At 32.0% G+C, this 24497-nt stretch carries 16 protein-coding genes and 2 tRNA genes; 11 read left to right on the forward strand and 7 right to left on the reverse strand.

Features of this window, described 5'->3' with window-relative positions; translation table 11 throughout:
- Positions 1-76 precede the first annotated feature (76 nt).
- On the forward strand, positions 77-2275 hold the full coding sequence (locus HX088_RS02705) for a T9SS type A sorting domain-containing protein (RefSeq protein ID WP_260542249.1): 2199 nt from the start codon (positions 77-79) through the stop codon (positions 2273-2275).
- Positions 2276-2332: 57 nt separating this feature from the next.
- On the opposite strand, the gene rnhB is transcribed toward HX088_RS02705, so the two are convergent.
- Entirely contained in the window at positions 2333-2929 is a 597-nt protein-coding gene (gene rnhB, locus HX088_RS02710; protein ID WP_260542251.1) for a ribonuclease HII, read from the reverse strand.
- 102 nt (positions 2930-3031) lie between these two features.
- On the opposite strand from rnhB, the gene HX088_RS02715 reads away from it, so the two are divergent.
- From HX088_RS02715 to HX088_RS02725, 3 genes are all read left to right on the forward strand, one after another.
- Positions 3032-6175 (forward strand): SusC/RagA family TonB-linked outer membrane protein, encoded by a 3144-nt coding sequence (locus HX088_RS02715; RefSeq protein ID WP_260542253.1) that lies wholly within the window; start codon positions 3032-3034, stop codon positions 6173-6175.
- Between the two features lie 13 nt (positions 6176-6188).
- Complete coding sequence (locus tag HX088_RS02720) at positions 6189-7787, forward strand: SusD/RagB family nutrient-binding outer membrane lipoprotein (protein ID WP_260542254.1); 1599 nt, start codon at positions 6189-6191, stop codon at positions 7785-7787.
- 109 nt (positions 7788-7896) lie between these two features.
- Positions 7897-8604, forward strand: coding sequence for a hypothetical protein (locus HX088_RS02725; protein WP_225541216.1), 708 nt, complete (start codon positions 7897-7899; stop codon positions 8602-8604).
- A 70-nt stretch (positions 8605-8674) separates the two neighbouring features.
- Here HX088_RS02725 and guaB read toward each other — a convergent pair whose 3' ends face one another.
- Positions 8675-10135, reverse strand: coding sequence for an IMP dehydrogenase (guaB, locus tag HX088_RS02730; protein WP_286483296.1), 1461 nt, complete (start codon positions 10133-10135; stop codon positions 8675-8677).
- Between the two features lie 250 nt (positions 10136-10385).
- Between guaB and HX088_RS02735 the strand changes: the two genes are divergently transcribed.
- The 3 genes from HX088_RS02735 to HX088_RS02745 all read left to right on the forward strand — a co-directional run bounded on the left by HX088_RS02735 (position 10386) and on the right by HX088_RS02745 (position 15535).
- Positions 10386-13970 (forward strand): glycosyltransferase family 117 protein, encoded by a 3585-nt coding sequence (locus HX088_RS02735; RefSeq protein WP_286483260.1) that lies wholly within the window; start codon positions 10386-10388, stop codon positions 13968-13970.
- 190 nt (positions 13971-14160) lie between these two features.
- Positions 14161-14673 carry a hypothetical protein gene (locus HX088_RS02740; RefSeq protein ID WP_286483261.1) on the forward strand — a complete coding sequence of 171 codons (513 nt, stop codon included), beginning with the start codon at positions 14161-14163 and terminating at the stop codon, positions 14671-14673.
- Positions 14674-14872: 199 nt separating this feature from the next.
- Complete coding sequence (locus HX088_RS02745; RefSeq protein WP_286483262.1) at positions 14873-15535, forward strand: porin family protein; 663 nt, start codon at positions 14873-14875, stop codon at positions 15533-15535.
- Positions 15536-15593: 58 nt separating this feature from the next.
- Here the strand turns inward: HX088_RS02745 and HX088_RS02750 are convergent, their stop codons facing one another.
- The 3 genes from HX088_RS02750 to HX088_RS02760 are packed head-to-tail and all read right to left on the reverse strand — an operon-like array spanning position 15594 to position 19039.
- On the reverse strand, positions 15594-16805 hold the full coding sequence (locus tag HX088_RS02750; RefSeq protein ID WP_286483263.1) for a transporter: 1212 nt from the start codon (positions 16803-16805) through the stop codon (positions 15594-15596).
- A complete protein-coding gene (locus HX088_RS02755) occupies positions 16789-17430 on the reverse strand; it encodes an ATP-binding cassette domain-containing protein (RefSeq protein WP_286483264.1) in 642 nt (213 codons plus the stop codon). Before HX088_RS02755 ends, HX088_RS02750 begins: the two co-directional genes overlap by 17 nt.
- Positions 17420-19039, reverse strand: coding sequence for a DUF4836 family protein (locus tag HX088_RS02760; protein WP_286483265.1), 1620 nt, complete (start codon positions 19037-19039; stop codon positions 17420-17422). Before HX088_RS02760 ends, HX088_RS02755 begins: the two co-directional genes overlap by 11 nt.
- 210 nt (positions 19040-19249) lie before the next feature.
- Between HX088_RS02760 and ileS the strand changes: the two genes are divergently transcribed.
- The 4 genes from ileS to HX088_RS02780 all read left to right on the forward strand — a co-directional run bounded on the left by ileS (position 19250) and on the right by HX088_RS02780 (position 24168).
- Positions 19250-22657 (forward strand): isoleucine--tRNA ligase, encoded by a 3408-nt coding sequence (gene ileS / locus HX088_RS02765; protein ID WP_286483266.1) that lies wholly within the window; start codon positions 19250-19252, stop codon positions 22655-22657.
- A gap of 4 nt (positions 22658-22661) precedes the next feature.
- A complete protein-coding gene (locus HX088_RS02770) occupies positions 22662-23048 on the forward strand; it encodes a TraR/DksA family transcriptional regulator (protein ID WP_115001530.1) in 387 nt (128 codons plus the stop codon).
- Positions 23049-23057: 9 nt separating this feature from the next.
- Positions 23058-23702 (forward strand): lipoprotein signal peptidase, encoded by a 645-nt coding sequence (locus tag HX088_RS02775; protein WP_171623467.1) that lies wholly within the window; start codon positions 23058-23060, stop codon positions 23700-23702.
- 73 nt (positions 23703-23775) lie between these two features.
- A complete protein-coding gene (locus HX088_RS02780; protein ID WP_188319080.1) occupies positions 23776-24168 on the forward strand; it encodes a hypothetical protein in 393 nt (130 codons plus the stop codon).
- Between the two features lie 43 nt (positions 24169-24211).
- Here the strand turns inward: HX088_RS02780 and HX088_RS02785 are convergent.
- Together HX088_RS02785 and HX088_RS02790 are read right to left on the reverse strand one after the other, a co-directional pair.
- Positions 24212-24286, reverse strand: a tRNA-Val gene (locus HX088_RS02785).
- A 51-nt stretch (positions 24287-24337) separates the two neighbouring features.
- Positions 24338-24412: transfer RNA gene (locus tag HX088_RS02790), tRNA-Val, on the reverse strand.
- Positions 24413-24497: the final 85 nt, after the last annotated feature.

Raw genomic sequence — 24497 nt, forward strand, 5'->3', positions numbered from 1 at the left:
GTTTTTATCTACTCTTTTTTTGTGTTAAAATTTTGAAATTTGATATATTTACCAAAATTAACACAAAATAAAAAATATGAAAAAATTAATTTTATTATTAATTGCATTTGTATTTAGCACTCTTTCATTTGGTCAAGAAAGGCCAATTGCTAAAAAAGTAGATCAAGCTAAATTAACAAGTAGCAGTTTCAAATCCTACAATGTATTTGGAGATAATATACAACAAAAAGGAAATAATTTGTTTGCGGACTTTGCAAAAGGAGTTTCTGTTTTTAATTTAGAAAAAGTTGCATTATCTAATCTATACCAATCAAAACCAAATTCTTTTACATTAGAGGTTCCTTTTGAAGGACGAAAAATTAGCTTAGAATTAGTAAAGAATGAAACCTTGTTTACAGATAATTTTAAAGCAGTTGATCAAAATAACAAACGAATAAATTATCAACCAGGAGTATATTATCAAGGTATAATTGGTGGAGATAAAACTTCTGTGGTAGCGTTATCTGTTTTTAAAGATCAAGTAATTGGTGTGGCTTCTTCTACCGCTTTAGGAGACGTGGTTATTGGTAAATTAAAAGATTCTGAAGAATATGTATCCTATTCGTCTTATAATGTTGAAGCAAAAAATAATGTACAATGTGCAGTTGATCAACTAGAAGAAAATAAAAATTATAAACCATCTTTTGATGCAAAAGTATTGAAAAATACGACAAATGAAATGACAGAAAGATGTGTTCGTGTGTATTATGAAATTGCTTATGCTCCTTATAAACAAAACGGATCTGACGAAACAAAAACATTAGATTGGTTAACAGCTATTCATAATAATATTGCAACACTTTATTCAAACGATTACATAAGAACATCATTGTCTCAAGTAATGATTTGGACAGAACAAGATCCTTACACTGGTAATTATAGTGCTCAGTTAAATAAATTTAGAACTACAAGAACTGATTTTGATGGAGATTTTGCTCACTTGGTTAATTATCCATCATCTACATCTGTTGCCTATTTGGATTCTATGTGCAACAATCAATATCGATATGCATATTCTGGAATCAATATGACGTACAATAATATTCCGGTTTATTCGTGGACTATTATGGCAATGACACATGAAATGGGACATGCCTTAGGTTCGCCACATACACATTCATGTTCTTGGAACGGAGACGGTACTGCAATTGATGGTTGTGCACCAACTTATGATCCTGGTTTAGCAGAGGGTACATGTCCTACTGGTCCAATTCCTTATGCCGATAAAGGTACAATTATGAGTTATTGTCATTTGTTAGGAGGTGTAGGGATTAACTTTTCGAATGGATTTGGTGAACAACCAGGTGCTTTGATTCGTGCAACTGTTGATGGTAAAGTTTGTTTAAGTACAGATTGTAGTATGACTTGTCAACAAACCATAAAATCTGTAAATGGAGTTTTAAATGATTTGAGTATTACCTACACAATAGAAGACGAAGTAGGGACAAAATGGATTTATAAATTTCAAAAAATAGGTGCTCCAGAAGCACAATGGAAAGAAACAACTTCTAAAACTTTAACGTTTGATAACTTAGAAAAAAACGCTTATTACAGAATAGAAGTTGCAAATCAATGTTCTGAAACATCAAATTCATCGACAGTTTCAACAATTATAGAAATTCCTGGAGATTATTGCAACGGAGATTTGTATTACGATTCGGGTGGAGCAAATGGTAATTATTCTCCAAATGAAAATATTGTCAAAATATTCAAACCAGCAATTGAAGGAGAAAAAGTATCCATCACATTCACTGAATTTGATATTGAACCAGCAGGTGATGAAATTTATGATTATATGAGTATATACAATGGAATTGGAACCAGCTCAGGTAAATTATTTGAAAATGGGAATAAACTAAATGGTAATCAGATTCCTGGACCATTTGTTTCAACAGATAATTCTGGAGCTATTACAGTTCGTTTCGTTTCAGATCCTGGATTAGAACTAAAAGGATGGGCTGCCTCTATTAATTGTAATACTTTAGGACTTGCAGATATTAACAATCTCGAATTTAAGATATTCCCTAATCCAACAACAGATTTTGTAAATATTACAACGAAAGAAAATATTGTAAGCTATCAAGTTTATGATATGAATGGAAAATTATTAGTTGGTAAAAATAAATTAGATAAAAAAGAAATTAAAATTAATTTAGAATCTTATCCAAAAGGAATTTATTTATTGAATATACAGACAGATAAAAGAAGTTACACACAAAAAGTAACAAGAAAATAGATACTATTTGAAGCACATTAAAAAAGGATACAATTTATTGTATCCTTTTTTAATTTTTTATAAATCTAAACTCAATTGATCGGGTAATAATTTAAAAGACATCCGATGATACGGTGTAGGACCAAACTCTTTTATCGCTAAACGATGCGCTTTGGTGGGATATCCTTTGTTTTTTTTCCAATCATACATCGGAAATTCATTGTGAATTTTTTCCATGTATTCATCACGATACGTTTTTGCTAAAATAGAGGCAGCTGCAATATTCATATACTTAGCATCTCCTTTTACAATACATTCATGTGGAACATCCTTGTATTTATTGAAACGATTTCCATCAACGATAATAAAATCTTTTCGGCAATTTAATTGGTCTATAGCTCGATGCATAGCTAAAAAACTTGCGTTCAAAATGTTTATCTCATCAATTTCATTCGGCCAAACAATTCCAATTGCCCAATATTTAGCATTTTCTTCTATAAATGTTCTTAAAGAGTTTCTTTTTTTTTCTGATAATTTTTTTGAATCATTAATGGTTTCATTATCAAAATCTTCTCCTAATATTACAGCAGCTGCTACAACTGGACCACTCAAACAACCTCTTCCTGCTTCGTCACAACCAATCTCGTGTTCGTGATTTGATAAAACTTTATCCAATTTTTTATTTTTTTAGCAAATTTAACAGAATTTATTGAAAAAAAGTTTTGTAAATGTTATAGAAATCTTAAGTTTATGAAAGTTTTAAAAATGTTTTAACAAATGAGGAGAAATTTAAAAAACTTGTTTGTATTGGGAGGTCTTCTTTTAGGAGCTTCGTTATATGCACAAGAAAAGACAGTTACAGGTACTGTAACTGATCCAGATGGTTTTCCAGTTGCTGATGCAGTTGTAAAAACAACATCAGGGAAGGAGGCTTATACTGATGAGAATGGAGTGTTTAGTATCGAAGCTAAACAAGGAGATTTGGTTACAGTAGAAGCGGTAGGATTGCCAACTCAAACATTTGCGGTTGGAGCAGGAACAGATTACAAAGTTTCTTTAAAACCTTCTGAAACAGTAGAATTAGAAGGAGCGGTTGTAACCGCATTAGGTATTACACGTGATAAAAGATCTTTAGGGTATGCTTCTCAAGAAGTGAAAGGTGATGTTATTCAAGCAGGTAGAGGTAGTAATGCTTTACAATCATTATCTGGTAATGTTGCTGGAGCACAAATTACTGCACCTTCATCTTTAGGAGGTTCTACACGTATTACGTTAAGAGGTATTGGATCTATTACAGGAGAAAATAGACCTTTAATAGTTATTGATGGTATTCCATTAGCTAATAATAATGTTAATGATACAAATACTCAGCGTGGTGGCGGAGGTCGTGATTATGGTGATGGAGCGTTTGATATTAACCCAGATGACGTAGAGTCTATCAACGTTTTAAAAGGAGGACCTGCATCTGCTTTATACGGTTCTCGTGCTGTGAATGGAGTAATCATGATCAAGACAAAAACTGGTAAAAAAGGTAGAGAAGATATCGTTGTTAATACTGGTGTTGCTTTTGAATCAATTAATCAAATTCCAAGTCTTCAAAATTTATATGGGGGTGGAGCTTCTGATACCTTTGAAACTGTAAATATTGGAGGTAAAGATTATCAAATTGTAGATTATGCTACAGATGAATCTTGGGGACCAAGATTTAACAACCAAGAAGTTTTACAATGGTATGCTTTTGACCCTGAGTTTGCTAGCGATTACATGAAAACAACGTCTTGGAGAGCTTCAAAAAATGACGCTAAATCATTCTTTAATACAGGTGTTGCTTATACTAATAGTGTATCCTTTGCAAAATCATATGAATCAACTAATTTAAGAGTTTCATTATCTAATGTAAATCAAACAGGTATTGTACCTAATTCTACATTAAAGAAAACAACAGCAGGTATTAACTTATCTAATAAATTTAGTGATGTATTTACTGTAACGACTAATTTAACTTATACAAGAACGGATGGTTTTAATAGACCAGAAGTAGGATACGGGGATAACTCAGTTGCTCAAAAAATGTTCCAATGGGGACAAAGACAGTTAGATTATAACAAGTTAAGAGATTATAAATTAGCTAATGGGAATCAGCGTTCTTGGAATAGAACATCTTGGGATGATGGAACTCCTGCATATTCTGATAATCCATATTGGGTAGTGTATGAAAATACATCAAAAGATAAAAGAGATCGTTTTTATGGAAATGTAGAGTTTAAATATGACATCGCACCAGGACTTTATGCCATTGCAAATGTAATGGGAGATACATACGATATGCAAATATCTGAGCGTGTAGCGGTAGGTTCCCAAGCAATGTCTGGATATGGAGAAGACTATTATAAGTTTACTGAAATGAATTATGAAGGGCGTTTACATTTTGATAAAAAATGGGGGGATTTTTCTTTAAATTCATTTGTAGGAGTAAATAGAAGACACAGAACATCAAGTAGATTATCATCCTCAACAAATGGAGGATTAGTTGTCCCTAATTATTATTTTATTACAAATAGTTTAGATAACCCAACAACATCAAATAATAGAGCAACTGTAGAAGTGAATTCTATTTATGGAATGATTTCTTTGGGATATAGGAATATGCTATTCTTAGAAGCAACTGGTCGTAATGATTGGTTTTCAACTTTACCTGTAATAAATAACAGTTACTTTTATCCATCTGTAACAGGGAGTTTTGTGTTTTCTGAAGTATTTAAACCAAGTTGGTTAAATTTTGGTAAAGTAAGAGCTGGGGTTTCGCAAGTATCATCGGATTTAACAGAATTCCAAACAAGAGATGTTTTAGTTTCAAATATAAACTTTAATGGTACACCGACGTTTATTCAATCAAATACTAAGTTAAATCCATTATTAAAACCTGAGATTAAAGATACTTGGGAAGTTGGTTTAGAAGCTTCGATGTTTAATAATCGTTTTGGTTTTGATTTAACTTATTATAATGAAAAACGTACAGATTTATTAGTGCCTATTCAGCACTCATGGTCTACAGGGTATGGATTTAAATGGTTGAATGCAGGAGAAATGACTAATGAAGGTATAGAAGCATTAGTAAATATTGTTCCATTAAGAAATCAAGATTTTGAATGGAGAGTAACTTGGAACTTTGCGAAAAACAATAATAAAGTAGGTAAAGTTTCTGATGAAATGGATTCATATAACTTAACGACAGCTCCTTTTAGTGTACAATTATGGGCATTATCAGGTCAACAATACGGACAGTTAAGAGGAACGGATTATGTTTATGATGATAATGGAAATAAAGTTGTTGATGCAAATGGATTTTATGAAAAATCAGCAGTAACAAACTTAGGATCAATTATTCCAGATTATAACATGGGTATCCGAAATACATTTACATACAAAGGGGTTTCTTTATCTGCATTAATTGATATTCAAAAAGGAGGTAAATTCTTCTCTACTTCACATATGTGGGGAATGTACTCTGGAATGTTAGAAGAAACCGCGGCTAATGGAGTTCGTGAGAATGGAGTTGTTGCAGATGGTGTAATGTGGGATGAAGGAACAAAATCATATGTTAAAAACACAACTGAAGTTTCTGCTTACGATTATTATAAAGCATATTATAATGGTGTAGATAGCCGAAATGTTTTTGATGCAGACTACATCAAATTACGTGAAGTAACTTTATCGTATACTTTCCCTAAAAAATGGGCAGGGCCTTTTGCTAACGTTACTGTATCTGCATTTGGTAGAAACTTAGCTACATGGGGATTAGATAAAAAAGGATTTGATCCTGAAATGGCTTCTTATGGTTCTGGAAATATACAAGGTATTGAAGGAGGGTCTTTACCATCTACAAGAACTTATGGTATGAATCTTAAGTTACAATTCTAAAAATTAAATTATTATGAGAATCAATAAAACAATTATATTATCAGCATTACTAGGAAGTGCTTTATTATCTTCTTGCGATAATGGATTTGAAGAAATGAATATTAGTCCTAATGCACCCGAAAATGCGCCTACATATACAATCTTTCCAATTGCAACTAAAATATTTGTTGATGAAATGAGAGATGGATGGGTGTCTGGACGTATGTTATTGCCTTGGGTACAATATTCAGCACAGAGAAACTATACAGAAGAGGATAAATACGCTTATCGTACGACAACAGGAGATCAAGCATGGAACGCAAGTTATCGATCTTTATCTAACTTAAAAAAGGTAATAAGTATTTGTACAGATCCTGTTTTAGGACCACAACAAGCTGCTTACGGAGATGTTGATACACAGATTGCTGTAGCACGTATTATGATGGCTTACGAATTCTTAGATTTAACAAATTATTTCGGAGATGTTCCATATTGGTCATTAAGTGGTGCAAAGAATCCAGATTTTCAAGCTTTACAAATTGATACATATGCTCAACCTAAATATGTTAAGCAAGAAGTTATCTTTAAAAATTTGTTACAAGAGCTAAAAGAAGCTGAAGCGCAATTGGATATTACTGAAAAGAATGTATTTACAAGTCCTGAAAATAAAATTGGTGACCAAATTTACTTTGGAGAAGCATCTAAATGGAAAAAATTTGCCAACTCTTTACGTTTAAGAATTGCTAACCAAATTAAAGATGTATATCCTGAAGCGAAAGCTGAAATGCAAGATGCTATTGCAAAAGGTGTTTTTACCTCAAATGAAGACAATGCTTTGCAACATTATGGAACATCTGCTGTAGAAGGTTCTCCATTTTGGAGCGAATTTTTTGTAGGAAATAGAAATGACTTCTATGTGAATAATCAGTTAATTAGATTATTAAAAGGACAATCTGGTAATTATGGAGTTGATCCACGTTTACAAAAATATGCTGCACCTTTAGGAACATCAAAAGCTAACGCTGGTTCAGGTAACTATGTAGAAACGGATGATATTACAAAATATCAAGGAATTCCTTATGGATTACCTTCTGATCGTTTATCATCAAATAATCAGGTATCTAAAGTATCTCCATTTTCAAAAACTATTTTCTCTGCAGATTATGCTGAGGTTTTAATGGAATACTCAGAAGTAGAATTCTTGTTATCAGAAGCTAATGGTTGGAACCAAACTAATTATGTGAATGGTGTGATAGCATCTATGCAAAAATGGGGAGTAGATCAAGCTAAAATTGATGCTTATGTAGCTGCATTACCAGCTGCAAATAAAGAAAATGTAATTACTCAAAAGTATATTGCTTTGTATATGCAGCCTCAAACTGCTTGGGTAGAATATAGACGTACAGGATATCCTAATGGTAATATTTTATTATTACCTGGTCAAACTGGATATGAAATAGATGGTACTCCATACGTATTCACTCCATTAGTAGCAGGTATGACTGATATTCCGTATAGGATTTCATATCCATTAGGTGAACAAACTCTTAATACTACAAATTGGAATGAAGCAGTTTCAGCTTATGGTGGAAAGGATCCAATTAATGGAAAATTATGGTGGATGACTAAATAATATAATATCCATTTTCTTTATAAAAGCAGCAAAATTATTTTTGCTGCTTTTTTTATTTTATTGATTTTTAATGAAATAAATTGTATATTGGATAGTAAATATTATGAGTATGTTAAAAATTAAAATATTTTGTTTTTTTGCTTCTTTTTGTTTAGGTGTCAATGCACAACAAAATTTATTAACAGATGGAGTTGATAGAGCTTTAAATGAAAGAATATCCCATCAAATAAGTAATATTCAAAATGAAATTGCTTTAAGAAATAAAGGTGAAGTGATAACTCAATATGAAGGTAGCCAGTATTTTAATCCAAATTTTGAGGATATAGAAATAAAAGGTTTTAATTTAGACTTTTCTAAACTTAGATACAATGCTTATTCAGATGAAATGGAATTTGAAAAAGATGGACAGATTTTTAATTTAACAAAAGTTCCTGAATTGATGATTTATTTTCCTTTAACTCAATATCAATTTCTTAAATATCCAACTAAAAATGGAAAAATTGAAGGGTATTTAGAAGTTTTAGTTTATGATAAAGAAAAATATTCTTTATATAAAAGGAATAAAAAGATTATTACTCACGGAGAATTTAAAAATAATGCAAATAAAGCAAATACAAAATTCTCATTGGTGAATGACAGTGACTTATATTTAATTAGACATAAAGAAGATAAGTTTTATGTTTTTCCTACAAATGAAAAACAACTAAATAAGATTTTTAATAATCCAAATTTAGTAGAATTTGTAATTAAAAATAATTTAAATTTAAGTTTTGAAAAAGATAAGATAAAACTTGTAGATTACTTGAACAAGCTTTAAGATTTATATCAAAAACAAAATAGCAAGCCATGTGGCTTGCTATTTTGTTTTTGATATATGGATAAATCTCTTAATTCGAATAATTAGGAGCTTCTTTTGTAATCACAACATCATGCGGATGAGATTCATTTAAACCTGCACCTGTGATACGAACAAATTTTCCGTTTTCAATTAAATCTTGAATAGTTGGAGTTCCGCAGTATCCCATTCCAGCTCGTAAACCACCACATAATTGGTAAACAACTTCTGCAATAGAACCTTTGTGAGGAACACGACCTTCAATACCTTCTGGAACTAATTTTTTCGCATCGGCTTGGAAATAACGATCTTTAGAACCACGTTTCATTGCAGCTAAAGAACCCATTCCTTGGTAGGCTTTGAATTTACGTCCTTGGAAAATAATTTCTTCTCCTGGTGCTTCATCCGTTCCTGCGAATAAACTTCCTAACATCACCACGTTTGCACCAGCAGCAACTGCTTTTACAATATCACCTGATAATTTGATTCCACCATCTCCAATAATTGATACATTTCTTGTTTTTGCATAAGAATGTACATCATGAATAGCAGAAAGTTGAGGTACTCCAACACCAGCTACAACACGTGTTGTGCAAATAGAACCTGGTCCAACACCAACTTTTAAAGCATTTGCACCAGCATCTATTAATGCTTTTGCAGCTTCGGCAGTTACAATGTTTCCACCTACGATATCTAATCCAGGAAAAGCATTTCTTACTTCAGCGACTTTACTAATTACACCTGCAGAATGTCCATGTGCAGAATCTAAAGCAACGATGTCAACACCTTTATTAACCAAGGCTTGAACACGCTCTAACGTATCGGCTCCAACACCAACTCCAGCTCCAACACGTAAACGACCTTTAGAGTCTTTACATGCATTTGGGAATTCTGTTAAATTGTCAATGTCTTTAATCGTAATTAACCCGATTAATTTATTGTTTTCGTCAACGATTGGTAATTTTTCGATGCGGTAACGAGAAAGAATTTCTTTCGCTTTTTTAAGATCAGTATCAATATCAGATGTAACGATATTTTCTTTTGTCATAACATCTTCGACCAATTGATCAAAGTTTTCTTGGTAACGAATATCACGGTTCGTAATAATACCTACTAACGTTTTGTCGTTTTCCACAACCGGTAATCCAGAGATTTTATATTTCTCCATTAAATTAACAGCATCTTGTAAAGTGTGGTGACGTGATAATGTGATTGGGTCAGAAATCATACCGTTTTCTGAACGTTTTACCATATCAATTTCATTCGCTTGTTCTTCGATAGACATATTTTTATGCACGAAAGATAAACCTCCTTCACGTGCTAATGCTATTGCCAATCTTGCTTCGGATACAGTATCCATCGCAGCAGAAACTATCGGAATGTTAAGTGTGATATTGTCTGTGAATCTTGTTTGTAGAGATACTTGGTTCGGTAATATCTCTGAGTAGGCTGGCACTAATAACACATCGTCAAAAGTGAAGCCCGTTTGTAGAATTTTGTCTGTTAAAGGCATTGCTTTTTGCATTGCAAATTTAGATGAAAAAAGTTTAGAATCAAAACTATTTGATAAAATGTATGATGTTTTTAATTGAATTGATGTTTTATTAATATGATCTTTAAAAGAGTAAAAATCCGAAAATCTGTTCAGATACTTTTGAAAAATGTTTATTGCATTAAAGTGATTCTAATCAGAATTTAATCTTTTCAATCCTAAACTATATCAAAATTTTATCTTATTTTCGCAAGATAGTTTATTGAATAAGATGGAGATAAATTTCAAAAAATGGAATAACATCTTAGGTTTAGTTATGTTCTTGATTGCCTCGGTTTTATACCTTTCGACGATGGAACGCTACCTAAGTTTATGGGATTGTGGTGAGTACATTGTATCATCAGCAAAATTAGGAATTACGCATGCACCAGGTGCAGCTTTGTTTCAAATTGTCGGAGCGGTTTGGTCAGGCTTAGCATTTGGGGATGGCAGTAAATATGCAATTTTAATCAACAGTACATCTGCCTTATATAGTGCAGGAACGATTATGTTATTGTTTTGGACGATTACTTATTTTGTTCGAAAAATGTTTGCAAAAACACAAGATCCAATTAATGTAGATGAAATAGAGATGAGTACTTCTCAAAAAATCATTGCATTAGGAAGTGGTTTAGTTGGTGCAGCAGTTTTTATGTTTAGCGATACCTTTTGGTTTTCGGCTGTAGAAGGTGAAGTATATGCGATGGCATCCTTCTTTACCGCTTTACTATTTTGGTTGATTACACGATGGGATCAAGTGGCAGACACGCCTCGAGGTAATAAATGGTTGGTGATTATTTCATTGGTTATTGGATTATCAATTGGTGTTCACTTAATGGCAATGTTAGCAATTCCGGCAGTTTGTTTCGTTTATTATGCACGAAAATATAAATTTACAGTTAAAAGCTTTTTGTTAGCGAATGTAATTACGTTGGTAATTTTAATCTTTGTTTTCAAGATTATTTTCCCAGTTGTCATGACATTCTTTGGAAGAACAGAGATTTATGTCGTGAATAATTTAGGAATGCCTTTTAATTCAGGTACAATTATCGCAACAATTATTTTAATTGCAGCTTTCTACTTCGCAATCAAATTAACGCAGAAATATGGTTCAGCTTTATTAAATACCATTTCATGGTGTATCATTTTTATGTTGATTGGTTTCTCTTGTTGGTTAGTCATTCCAATTCGAGCCAATGCAAATCCACACATGAATTTAAATGATCCTGATACAGCTTTAGGTGTTTTAGATTATTTTAATCGTGAACAATATGGTACATGGCCAACAATGTATGGTCCAGTTTTTACGGCTCATATTGCAAGTGATGGAATTAAGCGTGATACCAATGGTGCTCCAGAAAGTTCTGTTCGTAGCTCTGAATATATCAAAGATAAACGCACCGGAAAGTATTTAAAAGTTTCGGATCGATTAGACTATAAATATGAAGATAAATATGTGAAATTCTTCCCGAAAATGTTTAGTCCAGATCCAAGTGTGATGGAGAATTATGCAGCTGTTTATGCTTTTCCAAAATTCTCTTTAAATGCACAATATGCAGGTGATGAAGAAGCACAGCAGATGTATGCACAATTGGTGGAGAAACGTCAAAATAGACAATTAAAAGTTGCAGAGCTTAAGAAATATGGAGAGATTTTAGATATCGAACCGCCAACATTTGGTGAACAATTTAATTATTTTGTTGATTATCAAATTAATTATATGTTTATCCGTTACTTTATGTGGAATTTCTCTGGTCGTCAAAACGATTTAGAAGGTAATTTCGAAATTACAAAAGGGAATTGGATTTCAGGTATTCCATTTATTGATACCCCGCGTTTAGGTGATCAATCAAAATTACCAGACGAATATAAGAATGATGGGACAAATGTCTATTTTATGTTACCATTAATCTTAGGTTTAATCGGTTTATTTACCCAATTAAATCGAAACTTTGTCAATTGGTGGGCTTTGTTGTCCTTGTTTATTCTAACAAGTGTCGGAATTATTTTCTATACTTCTGTTAAACCTTTCGAACCTCGTGAACGTGATTACGCTTTAGTAAGTTGTTTTTATGCGTTTTCAATTTGGGTCGGTTTAGGTGTACAAGGTGTTTATTTATTGATTCAGAAATTGATGAAACAAGAATTAAAACCTTCTTTAGCTATTGGTACAACGGTAGTTTTAGCTGGAATTCCAATTTTAATGGGTGCGCAAAACTGGGATGATCATGATCGTTCTGAGCGTTCTGTGGCTTATTCATTAGCGTACAATTATCTTAATCCATTAGATAAAAACGCCATTTTATTTGTGTATGGTGATAACGATACTTATCCACTTTGGGGATTACAAGAGACGGAGAACTTCCGTGATGATGTAAAAATTGCAAACTTAACGTTAGCAGCGTCTCCTTGGAATTTAGAACAATTGCTACGTAAAACTTACAATGCAGAAGCTCTTCCAAGTGATTTGCAACCGAAAGATTATCAATCGGGAACAAATGATCAAATTTTTGTGGTAGGAGGTGCTATCAAAAATATTTTTGATCAATTAAATAGCTTTATCAATCCTGAATCTAATCAAACATTAGAATCCTTGAGTGAAATGCCTATTGATCAAGTTTCAAAATACTTTGTTGACCCAGAAATCGATCCCAACCAAGTAATGACAGTTTACAATAGTCTGAAACCGCTACAAAAATATTTGGAAACAGATAGTATGACAGCGAAAGAAGCGATGGATTTTATTTTGAATAATAAATCACCAGAGAAACAAGCTTTAGCAGATTATTTTGGTTATCCGATTGGTGGTGCAAACTATTTACCTGTTTCAAAAATTGTGGTTCCGGTGAATAAAGAAAACGCATTGAAATATGGAATTGTAAATCCAAAAGATGCTGATAAAATGGTCGACTCGATCACAATTAATATCAAGTCTTCAAGTTTATTCAAAAACAATTTATTATTGTTGTCAATGATGGCAAAATACAATTGGGATCGTCCTATTTATTTCAGTGGAGGTGGAATTTCTGATCCAGAAAATACATTCTACATGAATGATTATTTACTGAATGCAGGGATGAGCTATAAATTAGTTCCGATTTATACACCATTTGGTAAAGGTGGAATTATTGGAGCTTCTGATAACAATATGTTGTTAAGAACCTTCAATTCATATAAATGGTCTGGGTACAATAATCCCGATGCATCTTTCAGCTTAACAGAACGTAATTATACATCTTCGTACAGAAATACTGCAGTTCGTTTAGCAGATGATTTATTGAATGCTGGACGTAAAAAAGAAGCGATTCAAGTATTGGATAAAGTGATGTTAGAAATTCCTGCTTTAGCAAAATATGACATTGGTTATGGAGTAAGTAGAATAGCAGGTATTTATTTGAAAGCTGGAGAGGATAAAAAAGCACAAGATTTGTTTGCTCATGTTCGTAAACAAGCCAATGCGAAAATCGCCTTCTTCGAGTCACTGCCTTCTGGAAAAGGTTATTCGGTTGGATCTGATTTAGCTTCAGCAAAAAATGATTTGATGATGTCTATTTACAACGAAGCTTCTGCTTTAGGAGAAAGAGGTGATAAACAGAAAGCTCTAAAAGTTTTTGAAACTGCATATAATCCAATCTTGAAAAAGTTCGAAAATTTATATCAAGCAGTTATTGCCGATGGTAAAGTTGACGCTGCAGATCAAGCGAAAATCATGAATCAATTTAATTATTTAGATGAAATGATTGGTGTAGCTGCGGAAATTGATACCAATTATGCGAAACAACAACAAGATGTTTTGTATAAAATGGTAGGACAATAAGTCAAACTAATATATTTTATAAAAGCTCCAAATGTATTTTGGAGCTTTTTTTGTTTAATAATATTTTGATTATGAATGTTTTGTTAATTTTTGCGCTATTTATCAGTTTTAAAATTATCAGTTTGGCACATAAATTGAAATTACACAAATAAGTTTAACAAAATTGTAAATATTTTAAAACATTATAAAAATGAAAAAAGTATTATTAACAGCTGCTTTCGCAGTAGCAGGTATGGTAGGTGTTTCAGCACAAACAACAGGAGTAGAAGGTGGAGTTCATATTGGTATTCCAGTAGGTGATGCAGCAGATTATTCTTCTTTCAACTTAGGTGTAGATTTAGCTTACTTACACCCAGTAGCATCTAATGTGAGATTAGGTATAGCAACGGGGTATGATCATTTTATTGCAGATAGTGATTATAAAGATTTAGAAGGAGAGGATTATGGGTTTATTCCATTAGCAGCTTCAGCAAAATTTGATGTTGCTCAGAACTTTTTCTTAGGAGCAGATTTAGGTTATGCTTTTGCAACTGGAGACAAATGGAAAGGAGGATTATATTACCAACCAAAAGTAGGTTATTCAGGTGCTAACTTTGATGTTTACGCAGCTTACAAAGGTTTAGAATCTAAAAGAGAATTTTTAGGAAGAGAATTTGATGCTGCATCAAGTGCAGTTGCAATTGGATTTGCTTATAAATTCTAATATAGACCACTTATAATTGATAAAAGCTACATCGAAAGATGTAGCTTTTTTGTTTTTGAAGATTAGAATTATGTTAAAATAAATGATGTAAAAATAAACATATCAATAACTTGTGTGTTTAAATATTGTTTTTAACATTATTTGGCACAGCACTTGAAATTATGAATACATCATAATTAGAACTATAAAATTTAAAAAGATGAAAAAATTATTTTTTATTGCTGCTGCAATGTTAGGAGTTGTTAGTTTGAGCGCACAAGAAAAAACAACATCTGCACAATTTGGTATTAAATCAAGTGTAAATATGTCTTCATTTAATGGAAAAGATGTGAAAGATAATGATTATAAAGTAGGTTTTAGCGCAGGTCTTTACGGTCATTTTCCATTAACAGAACGTTTTGCAGTTCAACCAGAGGTTAATTTTGCTCGAATAGGAGGAAAGTTGAAAGATGAAGTAACAGAAGTTGGGAATACAACGGTAAAAACTAAAAATAAAACAACCTTAGATTATATTCAAGTTCCAGTAATGTTCAAATATTATCCAGGAGCATCGCGTTTCAATGTAGAAGCTGGACCTCAATTTGGATTTAACATGTACGCAAGCAACAAACAGCAAACAAGTATTTATGCAAACAATACCGTTTACACAACAGAAGGAAAACAAGATATCAAAGATGATATAAAGAATTTTGATTTTGGTGTTAATTTTGGTTTAGGATACAATGTGACAGATAATATCAATGTTGGAGCAAGATACTACATGGGGTTAACTAAAATAACAGAAAATGTTAACAATGGAACAGCTACTGGAGCAGATGTGAAAAATCATTCTTTCTCTTTAGGTGTGGGATATTCGTTCTAATCGAGAATATTTGTTTAAATAAAAAGGATTCTACTTCTGGTAGAATCCTTTTCTTTTTTTATTCTTTTAACGCAATTTTTTTAATCGATTGGGTTAAGATAATTTTATTTAAGATGAATAAAAAGAAGACGATAATCAATCCAAAACCTATCACTTCCCAAACATGTGAAGATTCAATGGTCATAAATTTCCCAACTTTTTCATTGATGATATTTAAGACGAAATAAACCAACGGTATCGAAATTATATAACTTACCAACATGAAAATAATCGAAAATTTAAGATAAGGACGAGCCAATTGATTGATGTTGTATCCAATCAAAAATAAATCTTTTGTCTTATGTTTATTCTTTTCAATCATCAATTGGAAATTAATAATCATTAACCATATTGCTGCAAAAACAATGATTAGACCAATAAATAGAACCAACGAAAACGCTAATTTTAAATAATAAGTCAATTCATTATTTTTCAATTCATCCTTGTTGATATCATAATTATGTTGCTCAAAATAAATGGAAGCATTTTCATCTCCTTGTGATTTAGTTTCGACTACAAGACGAGATGGTTGTGCTGTTTTTTGCGTTGCATAGGTTTGATTCGCCCATTCTAAAAAGTTTTCAGGAACTAAAATAGTGTTAATTTTTGTGGTAAAATCAACAATTCGTGCTTGATAGATTTTTTGATTTTCATCTTTACCTATAATCAACTGAAAAGGAATTTTAGTAAATAAACTTTCAGAAACTTGCGGTAATCCTTGACTTGTTGCAAACCCAAAATTATATAAGTTGAGGTAACTTTTCGGGATAATAATCGGTATAAAATCTTGACCTTCTTGCCATTTCCAATCCAATTGATCAACTTCTATAAAATCTTTTGGTACAGACTCAAAAAATAAATCAGTTGAAAAACCTCGAATTCCAGCAATTCCACCAACTTGTAATTTTACAGGAAACTGACTGCTTTTAAAAGTTCCGACTTTTGCAGTAAAATTCTGCGATTTTAATTCCTCGATTTCGTCTTCATTAAAGCTTGGCTTTTCTCCGGTTAATGTTTGTAAAGATGAAATCTTCTTATTCAAAACGATATAATTCGCTTTCCAAACTGAGCTATCTTCTCCAAAATTTTTAGCATAATCTAAATAAATTGTTCCAGCCAAAATCAAGATAAAAAATCCGATAATAGAGAAAAAACAAAAGGTTGTAATTCGTAAGAAACTTAGGTTTTTACGAACCAATTTTTCGATTAAATTTTTAGAGTTGAATGACATTTGAAAGGCGTTTATCGTGAATTTCGTGTAAGCTGGTGAAAATGATTCCTGCATTATTTTTTGCAGCTTCTTCAGTTACCAAATCAATCAAAAGTTGTTGATTAACTTCGTCCAAATGACTAAATGGTTCATCTAAAAGTAAAAAATCAAACGGTTGACAAAGTGCACGAATTACCGCAATTCGCTGACGTTGACCATAAGAAAGATGAACAGCTTTTTGATGTAAATGACTTTTTAATCCAACTTTTTCAATCCAGTCGATGATTTGATTTTCTGTTCGATGTTGCGTCAAGACATTTTTTAACTGAATGTTTTCCATTAAAGTTAATTCTTCAAATAAATGCAAACCTTGAAAAACATAGGCTATTTTTTCGCGTCTAATTTTTGTCCAGTCATTCAAAGAATAATTCTTAATAGTTTGTCCGTCAAACAAAACTTCTCCGTCATAATCTTTCCGATCGCCGTACAAAATATTAATCAACGTTGATTTACCAACGCCAGAATGCGCAACAATTTGATAAATATTTCCACTAGAAAAAGTATACTCGTTTTTCCAAATCTCAGATTGTTCAAACCCAAATTCCTTAAGTGGATGAGGAACAAGTTGATTAATTTTAATTTCCATTTTGTTGTTGTGCTTGATTGAAAAATAAAGAATAGGCTTCATCCAAAAGCAAGAAAATAACTTCTAAACTATTTTTATCCGTTTTCTTCATATGTATTTTTCCAGTTTTAGTATATTCATTTGAAACACGGTAATCAATATAATCAAAGTTGGATAAAACTTTTTGAATTTCTTTTGTATTTCCAAAAGGAATTTGTTGGTAAATGTAGTTTTGAACCTCCTTTGGATATTGATCAAAATTAAGATTGACATAACCAAACATCGGATTTGAAGCATTTGTAGCAAATTCTGAAGTGACAAAATTTGAAGAGCTTATCATGTTGTTCAAATATTGATTCATGATCGATTGATTATTTGTGATGTACATCAAATTGTTTTTGTACGTCATATAAATCTTCATATTTGTCGAAATTGGCAACATGTAATAGGGCCCAATTTTCTGAATATTTTGCTGATGAGATTTTAAAAAATCCTTGAAGAAAATATCATTTTTCATTTTTCCACCTAAAACAAATTGTGGATAAACAACTTGTTGAATAAAGTCATCTTTCTTACCAAAAAAATCATTTGGATTGAATGCTTTTCCGATTTCAAAATCATAAACACTAAACAAAGCTTCACCTTCAAAACTTTGTTCTAATTTGTTTAAATCAATTTCATATTGTTCTAAAAAAGTAGTCAAGAAATTTTGATCTTCGAAAACATAACGTGTATTTGCAGGATAAATTCCTAAACCAATGTTCATGTAACTTTGCGCAGGGAAAAATTTAAAAAAATCGGTATTAATTTTTGATTTCCACATCGGACGTTTTGCTAATTCGACTTTTGTAATCGCATCGGGATGAAATTTCTGTGTAAAACTAATTCCGTCCGAAGTAAAAGAAATAAAATTGACCCACGAACTTTTTGTGAAATCAAGGTTTTTCTTGCTTTTGTTTTCAGTTTTCGAAAAGTTTTTCAAAAAATTTCCAGTGTACCAAATGTTGATGTCCTGCGAGTTTTTGACAAAATCTCCAAAACTATTATTTTCCTTCGCAAGCGAATGTTTGTCGTTAATAATTTTCGTAAAATAATCTTGAATAGCTTTCTCTCCAACTCCAAATTCAGAAACAATTAGTAAAAATTGAGATTTGTTCCATGCCATAAAAGGTTTATCAAACCCAGAAATCGTTGTAAATCCATCTTTCTTTTCAAACGAAATTTCTTTTTTATTTATTCCTTTATAAATAGTTGTAAGATGTTCTTCGAATTGATCTTTATCGCGCATATTCGTAATTAATGCGACCATATTTTTTCCATTTATTTTTTGTCCAAAAAGATAGATTGGACTAATGATATCAATGCCTGCTGAAGTAGGATTGTCTTTTATTTGGTTGAATAATTTATCAAAAGTTGGATCTTGATTTTTGATTTCATTTTCAGCTAATTGATAAAATTTGTATTGATTTATTTCATTGAAATTGCCTTTTTCGGCAATAGATTTTGGATTGATTAACGCAACAAAATCTGCATCGGTCGGAATTAAAACGGTGTAATCTTCGTTTTTAGAACAACTTGCAAAAAGCAAAAGTAGAAAGAGAATTGAATAATAGTTGAACCTTTTTTTCATAAGAAAATTGTATGTTGCTTTATTGTTAAATGATTGATTTGAAAGGTGTAAATTTTAAAAAAATGTATTTTGAATTAAAATAGGTTAAAACTCTAATAATGGGATAAATTTAAGCAATATTTAATATGATTTTCGTTTCTATAACAATAAAATATGTAAAAATTTCTTATATTCGCACTCCTTGATTTAGAAGAAATAACAAAGAATTCGATGGCAAAAAAGTTTAGAGAATATAAGCACTTAGACTTGGTACAAGTCTCAAAAGAAACGTTAGAAGATTGGAAACAAAATAATGTTTTTGAAAAAAGTATTTCTACACGTGATGGAAATCCATCTTTTGTGTTTTATGAAGGTCCTCCTTCTGCAAACGGAAAGCCAGGAATTCACCACGTTTTAGCACGTTCTATCAAAGATATATTTTGTCGTTACCAAACGTTAAAAGGAAAACAAGTTTTCCGTAAAGCAGGTTGGGATACACACGGTTTACCAGTAGAATTGGGAACTGAAAAAGAATTAGGAATCACGAAAGAAGATATCGGAACTAAAATTACAGTTGAAGAATATAACGAAGCATGTAAACGTACAGTAATGCGTTACACTGATTTGTGGAATGATTTGACTGAAAAAATGGGTTATTGGGTGGATATGGAAGATCCATACATCACATACAAACCAAAATATATGGAGTCTGTTTGGTGGTTGTTAAAACAAATTTACAACAAAGATTTGTTGTACAAAGGTTATACCATTCAACCATATTCTCCTAAAGCTGGTACAGGTTTGTCTTCGCACGAGTTAAATCAACCAGGAACATATCAAGACGTAACAGATACAACAATTGTTGCTCAATTTAAAGTAAAGAAAGACTCAACAGATTTATTCAATGATTTTGATGGAGATGTGTATTTCTTAGCTTGGACAACAACTCCTTGGACCTTACCTTCGAATACAGCATTGACTGTTGGTCCAAAAATAGATTATGTAGTGGTTGAAACATTCAATCAATATACATTCGAGCCAATTCGTGTAATTTTAGGAAAACCATTGGTGTCAAAACAATTTGGAAAACCATATTTCTTAGCAGAAACAGAAGAAGATTTCAAAGTTTATGCTGCTGGGAATAAAACAATTCCTTATAGAATTGTTGGTGAATACAAAGGAGCTGATTTAGTAGGAACACGCTATGAGCAATTATTGCCTTGGGCGTTACCTTATGAAGATGCAGAAAATGCATTTCAAGTTATTCCAGGAGATTTCGTAACTACTGAAGATGGTACAGGTATCGTTCATACTGCGCCTACTTTTGGAGCAGATGACGCTAAAGTAGCAAAAGATGCAGGTGTTCCACCAATGTTAGTATTGGATAACCATGGTAATGCTGTTCCTTTAGTTGATTTACAAGGTCGTTTTGTAGCTGAATTACCAGAAGGTTACGGAGGTAAATATGTGAAAAATGAATACTATGACGATGGAGCTGCGCCAGAAAAATCGGTTGATGTAGAAATCGCGATTTTATTGAAAGAGCAAAACAAAGCGTTCAAAGTAGAAAAATATAAACACAGTTACCCACATTGTTGGAGAACAGACAAACCAATTTTATATTATCCATTAGACTCTTGGTTCATCAAAGTAACGGACGTTAAAGACCGTATGGTTGAATTGAATAAAGAAATCAATTGGAAACCAAAAGCAACAGGAGAAGGTCGTTTCGGAAATTGGTTAGAAAATGCCAATGATTGGAACTTGTCTCGTTCTCGTTATTGGGGAATTCCATTACCAATTTGGAGAACAGAAGATGGGGACGAAGTAACTGTTATCGGTTCTGTTGAAGAATTGATTACTGAGATTGAAAAATCAATTGCAGCAGGTGTTCAACAATCGAATCCTTTCAAAAATTTCGAAGTTGGAAATATGACAGAAGAAAACTATGATTTAATTGACTTACACAAAAATGTAGTCGATGAAATTACTTTAGTTTCTGCATCTGGAAAACCTATGAAACGTGAAACTGATTTAATTGACGTTTGGTTTGATTCTGGAGCTATGCCTTATGCACAAGTTCACTATCCATTCGAAAATAAAGAAATGATTGACAATGGAACAATGTATCCAGCTGATTTTATTGCAGAAGGTGTAGACCAAACTCGTGGTTGGTTTTATACATTACACGCAATTGGAACATTGGTTTTCGATTCGAAGGCATACAAAAATGTGATGTCAAATGGATTGGTATTAGACAAGAATGGTCAAAAAATGTCAAAACGCTTGGGTAACGCAGTAGATCCATTTGATACATTGGCAACATACGGTCCTGATGCAACGCGTTGGTACATGATTGCAAATGCACAGCCATGGGAAAATTTGAAATTTGATTTAGCTGGTGTTGATGAAGTTCGTCGTAAATTCTTCGGAACATTATACAATACGTATTCATTTTTCGCTTTATATGCAAATGTTGATGGATTTACTTTCGCTGAAGAAGAAATACCAGTAAATGAAAGAGCTGAATTAGACCAATGGATTATTTCTGAATTGAATACCTTAACGAAGAAAGTTGATGGCTTTTTATCGGATTATGAACCAACGAAAGCAGCTCGTGCAATCCAAGAATTTGTTATTGATAATTTATCAAATTGGCACGTTCGTTTATCAAGAAGACGTTTCTGGAGAGGTGATTACTCAAAAGATAAAGTAGCAGCATATCAAACATTGTATACTGTTTTAGAAACAATTTCTATATTAGGTTCGCCAATTGCTCCGTTCTTTATGGATCGTTTATACAAAGATCTTAATGCAGCAACAGCTAAGAATGCAGCAGAATCTGTTCACTTAGCAGATTTCCCAGTTGTAGATGAGTCATTGATTAAATCTCAATTAGAAGAACAAACACATTTAGCACAAACAGCGACAAGTATGATTTTATCGCTTCGTAAATTGAGTGATAAGAAAGTACGTCAGCCATTACAAAAAGTAATGATTCCTGTGTTGAATGATACAATGAAAGCAAATTTAGAAGCTGTATCTGAATTATTAAAACAAGAAGTTAATGTTAAAGAAATTCAATTATTAACAAACGAAGAAGCTTCAAATCTTTTAGTGAAATCTATCAAACCTAATTTCAAGACTTTAGGGCCGAAATATGGAAAAGAAATGAAAGCTATTTCCGCTGCTACAGCGCAAATCACGAATGAACAAATTGTTAAATTAGAGCAATCAGGTCAAATAGATTTGTTAATTGACAACAAAACATTAACTTTAGATTTAGAAGATTTTGAAATCGCTACAAAAGACATCCCAGGATGGACTGTAGCTTCTAATTCTACATTAACTGTAGCGCTTGATTTACAATTAACTGAAGAGTTAATTAACGAAGGTGTAGCACGCGAATTAGTAAATAGAATTCAAAATTTACGAAAAGAAACTGGACTAGAAGTAACCGACAAAATTATACTTAACTTAAAAAATGATGAATCAATCGTAAATGCAGTCGAGCAAAACAAAGATTACATTTGTTCTGAGACATTAACAGAAGATCTTGTTTTACAAGATGAAGTAGCTAATGGAACAGAGGTTGAAATTAATGGATTGATGACGCAAATTGCGATTACTAAATTGTAAGCGTATGGCAACAACAGATGAAAAAGTAAGATACTCTGACGCAGAATTGGAAGAGTTTAGAGCAATAATTCAAGAGAAATTAGATCAAGCGATAAAAGATTATGAATTATTGAAAGAAGCTTACACAAACGATAGTAACAACGGTACAGACGATACGTCTCCAACTTTCAAAGCGTTTGAGGAAGGTTCTGAAACAATGTCGAAAGAACAAAATGCACAATTAGCAGCACGTCAAGATAAATTTATTCGTGACCTAAAAAATGCATTGTTACGTATTTCGAACAAAACATACGGTATTTGCCGTGTAACAGGAAAATTAATTAATAAAGATCGTTTGAAATTAGTTCCGCATGCTACATTAAGCATCGAAGCTAAGAATATGCAACGTTAATACAGAGTTTTGAAAAAAGTAGTACTCATTACCATTTTGGTTTTAATCATTGACCAAATCTCGAAATTTTACGTTAAAACACACTTTTTTTTAGGTGAAGATGTAGATGTTTTGGGTTGGTTTAAAATAGCATTTGTAGAAAATCCAGGAATGGCCTATGGGATGCATTTCGGAGGAGAAACAGGCAAAATCCTTTTATCACTTCTACGTATTGTGCTAATCGGTATGATTATCTACTATATTAATGCATGGGCGAAAAAACTAAATAATAATTTCTTTATCATTCCGATTGCGCTTGTTTTGGCAGGTGCAATTGGGAATGTAATTGACGGAATTTTTTATGGTGTTATTTTCGATAAAGGAACGACATACAATGATATGTTTCAAGACTGGGTAGGTTATCAAGGAATTGCTCAAGCAAACTTTGCTGGTTATTCTGGATGGTTTACTGGTTGTGTCGTAGACATGCTTTATTTTCCAATTGTAGAGTTCGATTGGCCTACTTGGATACCAATTATAGGTGGACAACATTATAAGTTCTTTCAGCCTGTATTTAATATCGCAGATTCGGCTATTTTTATAGGAGGACTTAGTTTATTCCTTTTCCGTAAAAAAGCCTTTACAACCGATAATGGTGTAAGATTAAGATTTTAAAAAGATAAATCCTCGATAATTAATTATCGAGGATTTTTTATGTTTGTATTCGATGGCATTTATAATTAAATAGATGAATAAATTTTATTTTAAAAATCAACTTTTAATAGCTTTTGTATTGTTTATTTTCTCGTTTTATGAAATTTATACCTTAAGGGTAAATGATTTAGTGATAAATGATAAAAACAAGAAAGAAATAACTGTATCAGAAATGAACTGTGGTGTAGGTAATGGAGCTTATTCAATTACATTTTTATATAATGATAAAAATTATAATACTAAAATATTAAGTGAACCATGTATAAATATGAATATTGGAGATAAATATGAATTATATTATTCAGATAAAAACGATGAATTTATAGATTATCATTCTTTCGAACATAGTAAAAAAGGAGTTGTTTTTTCTGTTCTAATTTTAATCTTATTTCTAATTCCTTATAAATCATTATTCAATAAAAAATAACATAAAAAAACTCCTTTCAAATGCTTGAAAGGAGTTTTTACTGTGGTCCCTACTGGATTCGAACCAGTGACCCCCTGCTTGTAAGGCAGGTGCTCTGAACCAACTGAGCTAAGAGACCTAAGGTTCAATTTAAGATTTTTTTCGAATAGACTTCTTATTGTCTAAAAAGTGGTCCCTACTGGATTCGAACCAGTGACCCCCTGCTTGTAAGGCAGGTGCTCTGAACCAGCTGAGCTAAGAGACCTAAGGTTCATTTAAGATTTTTTTCGAATAGACTTCTTATTGTCTAAAAAGTGGTCCCTACTGGATTCGAACCAGTGACCCCCTGC

The sequence above is a fragment of the Empedobacter sp. 225-1 genome (assembly GCF_030328185.1).
Classification (GTDB): Bacteria; Bacteroidota; Bacteroidia; order Flavobacteriales; family Weeksellaceae; genus Empedobacter; species Empedobacter stercoris.